We start from the raw sequence: 9964 nt of genomic DNA on the forward strand, positions 1-9964 counted from the left end.
TCGTGAGACGTGCACGCTCGATCGTGAGACGCGCACGCTCGATGGGAAGGGTGGGCGTCCTTTGGGTGAGTGGCTACTCGGCCAGGGCGTCGCCGACTTCGCGCAGCGACTCGAGGTCGTGCACGTCCTGGCTCAGCGCCGGCACGTAGGCGACCGGGATCTCCGGGTGGCCGCGGGAGAACCGCTCGGCCAGTTCGCGCTGCCGCTCGGCCTGCCGGACCAACGTCGCATGCAGCCGCAGCACGCCGGCAGCGTTCGTCGCCGACCGGGGGCCGGTGCCGTCGTCGAGCGACTCCGCCATGGCGAGCGCCCGTGAGGGCGAGAGCCCCGGAGCCACGACGCGACCGATGCGGTTGACGACGAGCCCGCTCAGCGGCATACCGTCCGCTTCGAGCCGGTCGACGAAGTAGGACGCCTCGCGCAGCGCGTCGCGCTCCGGCGAGGCGACGACGAGGAACGCCGTCTCGTCCTCGGACAGCAGGCGATACGTCTTGTCCGCGCGCTCGCGGAAGCCGCCGAACATCGTGTCGAGCGCGGCGACGAACGTCTGCACGTCGTGGAGCATCTGCCCGCCGAGGATCTTCGTCATGACGCCGCTGACCATCTGGATGCCGATGCCGAAGACCTTGAGCCCCGCGCGGCCACTCGCCTTCGCCGGCGCGGTGAGTAGTCGGATGAACCGACCGTCGAGGAAGGACCCCAGCCGGTTTGGTGCGTCGAGGAAGTCGAGCGCCGACCGCGACGGGGGGGTGTCGACGATGATGAGGTCCCACCGGTCGGCAGACTGCTTGAGCTGGCCGAGCTTCTCCATGGCCATGTACTCCTGCGTCCCCGCGAAGGACGAGCTGACCGCCTGGTAGAAGGGGTTCGCCAGGATCTGTTGGGCCTTGCCGGGCTCGGCGTGGGCGAGGACGACCTCGTCGAACGTCCGCTTCATGTCGAGCATCATGGCGTCGAGCGAGCCGCCCGCGGACGTGTCGATGCCCTGGACCGGCCGCGGGGTGTTGTCGAGCTCGGTGAGGCCGAGCGACTGCGCGAGGCGGCGCGCCGGGTCGATGGTGAGCACGACGACGCGCCGGCCCTGCTCGGCCGCGCGCAGCCCGAGCGCCGCGGCGGTGGTCGTCTTGCCGACCCCGCCGGAGCCGCAGCAGACGATGATGCCGATGGCCCGGTCGCCGATGAGCGCGTCGATGTCGAGGCGGGGGGCGGCCTGCGAGGCGCGCGTGCCGGACGGCTGGGGCTGGGCGGCGGCAGTCACTTGACCATCCCCTGCTCGATGAGGGCATCGGCGAGCTCGCGCACCTCACCCGGGTCGATGCCGTCGGGCAGCGCCGGCAGCTGGTAGATCGGCAGCCCGGTCTCCTCGAGGATCGCGAGCTGCTCACGCTCGAGGTCGACCCGCAGCGCATGGTTCTGGGCCTCGTCGAGGAGCCCGTCGAGCAGGTCGGGGGTGACCTTCACGCCGGCCTCGCTCAGCTGCGTCGAGATCGACGGCTTGTGCAGCCGCCCGGCCCGAGCCTGGTCCAGGGCCGCGTCGTCGAGGTAGGGCGGGCGGACCATGTTGACGATGATCGCGCCGACGTGCAGGCCCTTCTCGCGCAGGTCGTGGACCGCCTCGACGGTCTCCTGCACCGGCATCTCCTCGAGCAGCGTCACGATGTGCACGACCGTCCCGTCCGACTCGAGCATCGTCGTGATCGACCCCGCCTGCGAGTGGATCGGTCCGACGCGCGCTAGATCGGCCACCTCGCTGTTGACGCTGAGGAAGCGCCCGATCCGCCCGGTGGGCGGGGCGTCGAGGACGATCGCGTCGTATGCCGCTGGGCTGGCTCCCCGGTGCTTGCCGTCCTTGCGCCGTCGGCCGGCTTCGTAGATCTTGCCGATCAGCAGGACGTCGCGGACGCCGGGGGCGATGGTCGTGGCGAAGTCGATGGCGCCGAACTTCTCGAGCAGCTTGCCGGCGCGGCCGAGCTTGTAGAAGAGCTGGAGATACTCCATCAGGGCGGCCTTGGCGTCGACGGAGAGCCCGACGATCTCGCCGCCGCCGGCGGTGCGGGCGACCCTGGTCTCCTCAGTGCCGAGCGGCGGCACGTCGAAGGTCTGGCTGATGCCCTGCCGGCCCTCGACCTCGCTGAGCAGGACCCGTCGGCCGTTGCTGGCCAGGGCGACCGCCAGGGCCGCTGCGACGGTGGTCTTGCCGGTGCCGCCCTTGCCCGTGACGATGTGCAGCCGGGCGTTGGTCCAGTCGGTCGTCACCCTCCCCACCCTATTGCGGGTCGGCGGGTCGCCTCGCGTCATCGGGGGTGACGGCCCGCGGGGACTTCGTGCGGGACACGGCGACCCGCGGCACCGCGTGGGACGAGGCGCCACAGGATACGCCTCATGGCACACTGGGCACCGTGGATCTCGACGTGGTGAGGCGCGCGCCTCTTTTTCAGGCTCTCGATGACGAGTCCGCCACCGCACTGCAGGCGGAGATGACCCGCTCGCGCATGGAGCGTGGCGACGTGCTCTTCCACGAGGGGGACCCGGGGGACAGCCTCTACGTCATCGCCGAGGGCAAGATCAAGCTCGGCCGCACGAGTCCGGACGGTCGGGAGAACCTCGTCGCGGTCCTCGGCCCGGGCGAGATGTTCGGCGAGCTGAGCCTGTTCGACCCGGGGCCGCGGACGATGACCGCGACCGCAGTGGCCGAGACCCAGCTGTTCGGGCTCAAGCACGAGTCACTCAGCACGATCCTGTCCGGGCGCCCCGAGGTGTCCAAGAGCCTGCTCGCGGCGTTGGCCCAGCGGCTGCGCCGGACCAACGCCCACCTCGCCGACCTCGTCTTCACCGATGTGCCGGGACGGGTCGCCAAGGCGCTGCTCGACCTGTCGGAGCGGTTCGGCCGCCCGGTCGAGGGCGGCATCCTCGTATCGCACGACCTGACCCAGGAGGAGCTGGCCCAGCTCGTCGGCGCCTCCCGCGAGACGGTCAACAAGGCCCTCGCCGACTTCGCGACCCGCGGGTGGCTCCGGCTCGAGGCCCGGGCCGTGCTGCTGCAGGACGTCGAGCGGCTGAAGCGCCGCGCCCGCTGACCCACCCCCGCACCTCGATCGAGAGCACGATCCCCGCGATGGAAAGCAGGAGCGGGAGTCGGTCAGGGGTGCTCGCGCAGGTACTCGAGCTGGGCCTGGACCGACAGCTCTGCGGCCGGCCACACCTCCTGCGGCACATCGGCGTAGACGCGCTCGACGACCTCGCGGGCCGTCGTGTCGCCGGCAGCCAGGGCTGACCGGACCTGGTCCAGCCGCTCGGCCCGGTGCTGCAGATAGAAGGCCACGGTGGCGGCGGCGTCAGCGACATACGGGCCGTGGCCGGGCAGCATGCTCGTGACCGTCCCGGCCTGGGTCAGTCCCTCGATCCGCGCGAGCGACTCGAGGTAGGACTCGAGGTGCCCATCCGGCCAGGCGACGACGGTCGTCCCCCGGCCGAGGATCGTGTCGCCGGTCAGGATCGTGTTGTCAGCCGGCAGGACGAACGAGAACGAGTCGGCCGTGTGGCCCGGTGTCTCGACGGCAAGGATCTCGAGGCCCCCGACGCGGATCACCTCACCGGGCCAGATGTCGTCGTGGCCCCGGCCGAAGGCGCGCACCGGTGCGCCGGTCAGCTCGTGGAACCGGTCGGCGCTCTCGGCATGGTCGAAGTGGTGATGCGTGAGCAGGGTGAGGGCGACCCGACGCCCCGTTGCCGCAACAGCCCCCAGGACCGTCGACAGGTGCCCCTCGTCGAGGGGGCCGGGGTCGATGATCGCCACCTCGGCCGACCCGGGCTCGCCGACGACCCACGTGTTCGTGCCGTCGAGCGTCATCGGGCCGGGGTTGGGGCAGAGCACGCACGTCGCGCGGCCGGAGATCTCGCCGCCCGTCCAGGACGGGTCGGCTGCAGCGCCCTTCACGACACCGAGATCCGCATCGCCGGTCCCTCCGGCGTCGACACGATTGTCGGCATGATGAGCGGCAGGTGCTCGGTGTGCCGGACGAACTCCTCGGCGCTCGCCGCGTCCCGCACCTCCTCGAGACAGACGAGCGTCGGCGGCAGCATGACCGCTTCCCCTCGACCGAACGCAGCGATGGTCTCGCCGGGCCGGACCCAGGCCGAGTGGTCCGCCTCGCTCGTGTCGCCGTCGGCCTCCTGGTGACCCGGCATGACCGCCGCGAAGAACCAGGTGTCGAAGCGCCGCGGCTCGAACTCCGGCGTCAGCCAGTGCGCCTTCGCCGCGAGCAGGTCCGACCGGAGCACCAGCCCCGCATCCTCGAGCACCCCGGCCAGGGACAGCTCACGGTCGACGAGGCCGCGCCGCACCTCGCGCCACTCCGCGCCCGAGACGTCGGCCAAGACTCCGTCCGGCGAGGCCCCGGCGAGTAGCACACCGGTCTCCTCGAACACCTCGCGGACAGCGGCAGCGACATACATCTGCGCCTCGGCGACGTCACAGCCGAGGCGGCTGGCCCACTCCGACGGTGACGGCCCCGCCCACGGCAGGTCCGGGTCGCCGTCGCGCACGTCGCAGCCGCCGCCCGGGAAGACGAGCATGTTGGGGGCGAACGCCATCCCGGCCACCCGGCGCAGCATGAAGACCTCGGTCCCGGCGTCGCCGTCCCGCACGAGCATGACCGTGCTGGCGCGGCGGGGCGATGCCGGCTCCCACCGCTCGCCCGCCAGCCACCGGGAGCCGGCTCCGGCCATGGGCAGGTCTGCCGTGAGCGGGAAGTCCCGGCTCAGCGCGAGCCTGTCGGCCACACGGTCCTCGCTCACGTGCCACTCACTCCGTGACGGCGACGATGACCTCGACCTCGACCGGCGCATCGAGCGGCAGGGCTGCGACGCCGACGGCGGACCGGGCGTGGACTCCCTTGTCGCCGAAGGCCTTTCCGAGCAGCTCGCTCGCGCCGTTGATGACGCCGGGCTGGCCGGTGAAGGACGGGTCGGACGCGACGAAGCCGACGACCTTGACGACCCGCGCGACCTTCTCGAGGTCACCGAGCTCGGCCTTGATCGCGGCGATCGCGTTCAGCGCGCACGTTGCGGCGAGCTCTTTGGCGTCGTCGGCGTTCACCTCGGCGCCGACCTTGCCCGTCGCCGGCAGCTTGCCGTCGACCATGGGCAGCTGCCCCGACGTGTAGATGTAGCTGCCGTCGCGCACGGCCGGCACGTACGCCGCAACCGGAGGCACGACCTCCGGCACCGTGAGACCCAGCTCGGAGAGGCGCTCCTCGACAGTCGACATGGCTCAGCCCTTCGGACGCTTGAAGTAGGCGACGAGGCTCTGCCCGTCCGGCCCCGGCACGATCTGCACGAGCTCCCACCCATCGGCCCCGAAGTTGTCGAGGATCTGCTTGGTGTTGTGGATGAGCAGCGGCGCAGTCAGGTACTCCCACGTGGTCATGCGCCTCACCCTACTCACCGGCCCCGCTGGCAGGATGCGCGCATGACCAAGCCCACGCCCGACCCGCGGTGCTCGGCCGTGCTGGAACGCCAGGCGCCCGCGCCGGCCCGCACAGCGGCATACGGGGACGAGCCGGAGCAGGTCTACGACGTGCGCGAGCCGGCGCGCCCGCTCGGCGCGACGGTGCTCGTCGTCCACGGTGGGTTCTGGCGTCCGGCGTACGACCGCACGCATGCCGGCAGCCAGGCTGCCGCGCTCGCGGACGCGGGTTTCCACGTCGCTGTCGCCGAGTACCGACGCGACCGTATGCCGCTGAGCCAGCTCCCAGCGGCCCTGGCCGATGTGCGGGGCGTGGTCGCTGCCGTGCGTGCCGACGAGTCGCTGCCGGAGCCGGTCGTCCTGGTCGGCCACTCGGCCGGAGGGCAGCTGGTGGCGTGGGCGACGAACCAGCCGTGGGCCGACGGGCTGGCTGGGGCGGTGGTGCTGGCGGGGTGTGTCGACCTGCGGGCCACGGATGCGATGGGGCTCGGCGGCGGAGCGGCCCGCGACTGGATCGGCATCGGCCCGGACGAGGCGCCGGACGTCTGGCGGGCCGCGGACCCGATGGCCTCGCTCCCGCCCCGGGTGCCGGTGCGGCTGCTGCACGGGCGGCAGGACGAGATCGTCCCGGTCGAGGTGACGGACTCCTATGTGCAGCGATGCCGGGAGCTGGGGGCCGACGTGACGCTCGAGGTGCTCGACGGCTGCGGCCACTACTCCCTGATCGACCCCGACGCCCCGGCGTTCGCTGACGTGCTCCAGACGCTGGGGTCCTTGTCTGGGCGATGACGCGGTGATACCCGTGTTGGCCCTGCGTCACTGCTCAGCCAAACTGAGCAGTGACGCAGAACCCGCTCAGGCCCTCTACTGTTCACGCGCTCAACGCGGTGCGGCGGAGGGCCGCAAGATCGGCCTCGAGCCGGTCCAGCGCAGACTTGAGGTCATCGGCAGGAGCGATCGCCTGCAGCACGAGCATGCGGACCACCGTGGAGACGGGTAGGCCTCGCTGCTCGGCATAGGCCGCCAGCGCATCGAACTCATCATCGCGAAAGCGCACCTGGAGGTTCTTGGCGCGCGGATGGCCCCGGCTGACCTTCACGTGCTCCGGGAGGGGCGCATTAGCCACGCTGGACTGTTCGGCCTCCTCGACGGCTCGCGCCTCCGTGGCCAGCAACTCCTCAAGGCTGCCCATCTGTTCCTCCTGTCCCGCTGCGCTCCTCGTTGTAGAGCCGGCGGTCCCTTTCGTTGGCCAGCCAGCCGTTCACCCCGTACTCAGCCCCGTCGTCCTCCAAGACGATCACCGTGACGATCGCTTCAGCGATCATCGAGTAGCCGATCACCCGAACGCTGCGGCCGCTGATGCTGTTGTAGTCAGGTTGGATCACGACCCGGTTGGGGTCACCAAGTGCCTCGTCGGCGACTTCCACCGTGAGGCCATGTTTTCGTCGCATATACGTGCTACGCCGAGACCAGTCGACACGCTCGAACCTATCGTAATGCATTGCAGTACGTCTTCTCGCCATTCATGGATGGACCTTGGCCGGTCGGGCACGGCGATCCCATCCGTGGCTGTCAGCCTGTGAACGACAACGAGGCACGGCGAGGGGCTGTGGACAGCGGATCCTCAGCGGATCGATAACCGCGGGGTTACCGATCCTCGGGGAAGCCAACATAGAGTTGCCGGTGTGGCAGCGGTCGTGCGGGAAGAGTCGCCCTTGGCGCTGACCCGGCGTGCCCGCAAGATGTACCGGCTGCTCCACGACCGCTATCCCTACGCCCACTGCGAGCTCGACTTCACCAACCCCCTCGAGCTGCTCGTGGCCACCATCCTCAGCGCCCAGACCACCGACGTCGGGGTCAACAAGGTCACGCCGACCCTCTTCGCGAAGTACCGCACGGCCGCCGACTACGCCGGTGCCGACCGGACCGAGCTGGAGATGATCGTCCAGCCGACCGGCTTCTACCGGAACAAGACCGACGCCCTCATCAAGCTCGGCCAGGCCCTCGTGGAGCGGTTCGACGGCGAGGTCCCCGGCAAGCTGAAGGACCTCGTCACCCTCCCCGGCGTCGGCCGCAAGACGGCCAACGTCGTGCTCGGCAACGCGTTCAACGTCCCCGGCATCACCGTCGACACCCACTTCGGCCGGCTGGTGCGTCGCTTCGGGTGGACCGACGAGGAGGACCCGGTCAAGGTGGAGCACGCCGTCGGGCACCTGTTCATCCGCCACGACTGGACCATGCTCAGCCATGTCGTGATCTTCCACGGCCGCCGCACCTGCCACGCCAAGCGCCCGGCCTGCGGCGCCTGCCCCGTGGCCAAGCTCTGCCCCTCCTACGGCATCGGCGAGACCGACCCGGACAAGGCGGCGAAGCTGCTCAAATTCGAGCTGGCACCCAAGTGAGCCAGCAGGTCCGACCCAGCTCAGCGGCATACGCGAGCGCCTCGGGTGCGATCCCACCCGGGCCGTCAGACCGACCCCGCCCCGCGTGGATGGACGACCTCGTGAAGCGGCTGGAGGCGGTCGAGGGCGACTACTTCAGCAGGTTCCTGCCGCCCGACGACGACTCCGGGCGCGAGTCGGCGGTGCTGATGCTCTTCGGGCCGCCGCCGGCCGACGCCGCGGCGGGCGGTGAGCACGTCCTGCTCATCGAGCGGTCGCACACGATGCGCTCGCACCCCGCGCAGATCGCCTTCCCGGGCGGCGCCCGCGACCCCGGCGACGACGACGTCATCGAGACCGCGCTGCGCGAGGCGGAGGAGGAGACCGGACTCGACCCGACCGGCGTCGACATCGTCACGGTGCTGCCCTCGCTGTTCCTGCCGCCGAGCCAGTTCGTCGTCGCGCCGGTGCTGGCCTGGTGGAAGCACCCGACGCCCGTCAGCGTCGTCGACACGGCCGAGGTGCACGACGTCCTCGACGTGCCGCTGGAGCACCTCGTCGACCCGGCGTCGCGCTACTCGGTGCGGCACCCGAGCGGGTTCGTCGGGCCGGCGTTCGACATCGACCACCTCGTGCTGTGGGGGTTCACGGCCGGGCTGCTGAGCCGCACCCTCGACCTGGCCGGGCTGACCCGCCCGTGGAACCCGGACACGATGCGACCGCTGCCCGAGCGCTACCTCGGCGGCCGGAGGGGGTGAGGTCGCGGTGACCGGTTCGACCCTCATCGACCTTGCGCTGACCTTCGTGCTGATCGCCTACGGGCTGTCCGGCTATCGGCACGGGTTCATCGCCAGCGCCTTCTCGCTCGTCGGCTTCTTCGCCGGGGCGGCGATCGGCGTCTGGCAGCTGCCGAACATCTACACCCACATCCAGGCGATCGCCGACAACCCCCAGGTGCGCATCGTCGCCCTCGTCGTCGGCGTCATCGCGATCGGCTGGCTCGGCCAGTTCATCGGGGGCCTCATCGGCCACTCGGTCCGGCGCAAGGTCGGTCCCCGGGTCGCGCGCGGGCTCGACTCCGCGCTCGGCGCGGTCGCCGTCGTCATCGCCGCCTCGCTCATCATCTGGTTCCTCGGTGGGGCGCTCCGGACCTCGGGCAACGCCGCGCTCGCCAAGGCCGTCAGCGACTCGAAGGTCATCGGCGCCATCAACCGCGTCGTCCCCGCTCAGACCGGTGACCTGTTCGCCGGCTTCCGCAGCTTCCTTTCCCAGCAAGGCTTCCCGCAGGTCTTCGGCGGATTCTCACCGGAGCCGATCGCCCCGGTCCAGCCACCCGACCGCGGTGTCGTGGGCCGGCAGGCGATCGCCGCGGCGGAGCGCTCGATCGTCAAGGTGACGACCGAGTCGAACCGCTGCGCGTCCGCCCAGGAGGGCACCGGCTGGGTCCTTGAGCCCGGCACCGTCGTGACGAACGCGCACGTCGTCGCCGGCGCCGAGCGCATCCGCATCCAGGCGCCGAGCGGCGGCCGGTATGCCGCTCAGCTCGTCGTCTTCGACCCTGACCGCGACCTTGCGGTCCTGCGGGTCCGCGGGTTGCCGGCTCCCGCTCTGCAGCTCGGTTCGCCGCTCGATCGGGGTGAGGGCGCCGTCGTCTCGGGCTATCCCCTCGACGGTCCGTACACCGCTGTCCCCGCCCGGGTGCGCAACGTGCTCGAGGCGCGGGGCCGGGACATCTACGGCCAGGACTCGGTGGTCCGCGAGATCTACTCGCTCTACACGCGGGTGCAGCCGGGCAACTCCGGTGGGCCGCTGCTGGACCCGTCCGGTCGCGTGGTCGGGGTCGTCTTCGCGAAGTCGATCGAGGACAACAACACCGGGTACGCCTTGACCCTGGTCGAGGCGAAGCCGGTGCTCGACGAGGCCCGCTCGGCCGGCTCCGAGGTGGCGTCCGGCGCCTGCCTCGCCCACTGACCAACCCCTCCTCAATCGAGCGTGCACTATTCCCACTCGACAGTGCATCACTCCAGCTCGACAGTGCAGCTTTCCACGTCGAGTGAGCGCGAACTCCGGTTGCGAAACGTCGAGTGAGCGCCTCGTCCCACCCATCGCATGGGCC

General features: G+C 70.9%; 13 protein-coding genes. 5 read left to right on the forward strand and 8 right to left on the reverse strand.

Annotated elements, in window-relative coordinates:
• Nucleotides 1–73: 73 nt before the first annotated feature.
• Both bagB and bagA read right to left on the reverse strand, forming a co-directional pair.
• Nucleotides 74–1258, reverse strand: coding sequence for an ArsA family ATPase (gene bagB / locus N864_RS14870; protein ID WP_051518625.1), 1185 nt, complete (start codon nucleotides 1256–1258; stop codon nucleotides 74–76).
• A complete protein-coding gene (gene bagA / locus N864_RS14875; protein ID WP_051518626.1) occupies nucleotides 1255–2298 on the reverse strand; it encodes an ATPase BagA in 1044 nt (347 codons plus the stop codon). The genes bagB and bagA overlap by 4 nt, the downstream gene beginning before the upstream one ends.
• A gap of 101 nt (nucleotides 2299–2399) precedes the next feature.
• Between bagA and N864_RS14880 the strand changes: the two genes are divergently transcribed.
• Entirely contained in the window at nucleotides 2400–3077 is a 678-nt protein-coding gene (locus N864_RS14880; RefSeq protein WP_034718406.1) for a Crp/Fnr family transcriptional regulator, read from the forward strand.
• Between the two features lie 62 nt (nucleotides 3078–3139).
• On the opposite strand, the gene N864_RS14885 is transcribed toward N864_RS14880, so the two are convergent.
• From N864_RS14885 to N864_RS24735, 4 genes are read right to left on the reverse strand one after another with little or no spacing between them, the layout of a single operon-like run.
• Nucleotides 3140–3937, reverse strand: a complete 798-nt coding sequence (locus tag N864_RS14885; protein ID WP_034718409.1) for an MBL fold metallo-hydrolase — start codon at nucleotides 3935–3937, stop codon at nucleotides 3140–3142.
• A complete protein-coding gene (locus N864_RS14890) occupies nucleotides 3934–4797 on the reverse strand; it encodes an NUDIX hydrolase (protein WP_240474344.1) in 864 nt (287 codons plus the stop codon). The genes N864_RS14885 and N864_RS14890 overlap by 4 nt, the downstream gene beginning before the upstream one ends.
• 7 nt (nucleotides 4798–4804) lie before the next feature.
• Nucleotides 4805–5269, reverse strand: coding sequence for a RidA family protein (locus N864_RS14895; RefSeq protein ID WP_034718412.1), 465 nt, complete (start codon nucleotides 5267–5269; stop codon nucleotides 4805–4807).
• Nucleotides 5270–5272: 3 nt separating this feature from the next.
• Nucleotides 5273–5428 carry a Sp36 family protein gene (locus N864_RS24735; RefSeq protein WP_155892959.1) on the reverse strand — a complete coding sequence of 52 codons (156 nt, stop codon included), beginning with the start codon at nucleotides 5426–5428 and terminating at the stop codon, nucleotides 5273–5275.
• 42 nt (nucleotides 5429–5470) lie between these two features.
• On the opposite strand from N864_RS24735, the gene N864_RS14900 reads away from it, so the two are divergent.
• Nucleotides 5471–6256 (forward strand): alpha/beta hydrolase family protein, encoded by a 786-nt coding sequence (locus N864_RS14900; RefSeq protein ID WP_034718415.1) that lies wholly within the window; start codon nucleotides 5471–5473, stop codon nucleotides 6254–6256.
• 82 nt (nucleotides 6257–6338) lie between these two features.
• On the opposite strand, the gene N864_RS14905 is transcribed toward N864_RS14900, so the two are convergent.
• Both N864_RS14905 and N864_RS14910 read right to left on the reverse strand, forming a co-directional pair.
• Entirely contained in the window at nucleotides 6339–6659 is a 321-nt protein-coding gene (locus N864_RS14905) for a hypothetical protein (protein ID WP_051518627.1), read from the reverse strand.
• Nucleotides 6646–6894 (reverse strand): hypothetical protein, encoded by a 249-nt coding sequence (locus N864_RS14910; RefSeq protein ID WP_205620963.1) that lies wholly within the window; start codon nucleotides 6892–6894, stop codon nucleotides 6646–6648. The genes N864_RS14905 and N864_RS14910 overlap by 14 nt, the downstream gene beginning before the upstream one ends.
• A 315-nt stretch (nucleotides 6895–7209) precedes the next feature.
• Between N864_RS14910 and nth the strand changes: the two genes are divergently transcribed.
• The 3 genes from nth (at nucleotide 7210) to N864_RS14925 (ending at nucleotide 9819) form a co-directional block, all read left to right on the forward strand.
• Complete coding sequence (nth, locus tag N864_RS14915) at nucleotides 7210–7869, forward strand: endonuclease III (RefSeq protein ID WP_081793891.1); 660 nt, start codon at nucleotides 7210–7212, stop codon at nucleotides 7867–7869.
• A 101-nt stretch (nucleotides 7870–7970) separates the two neighbouring features.
• Nucleotides 7971–8606 (forward strand): NUDIX hydrolase, encoded by a 636-nt coding sequence (locus N864_RS14920; protein WP_240474345.1) that lies wholly within the window; start codon nucleotides 7971–7973, stop codon nucleotides 8604–8606.
• Between the two features lie 7 nt (nucleotides 8607–8613).
• Nucleotides 8614–9819, forward strand: coding sequence for a MarP family serine protease (locus tag N864_RS14925; RefSeq protein WP_051518628.1), 1206 nt, complete (start codon nucleotides 8614–8616; stop codon nucleotides 9817–9819).
• Nucleotides 9820–9964: the final 145 nt, after the last annotated feature.

The organism is Intrasporangium chromatireducens Q5-1, from assembly GCF_000576575.1.
GTDB lineage: Bacteria > Actinomycetota > Actinomycetes > Actinomycetales > Dermatophilaceae > Intrasporangium_A > Intrasporangium_A chromatireducens.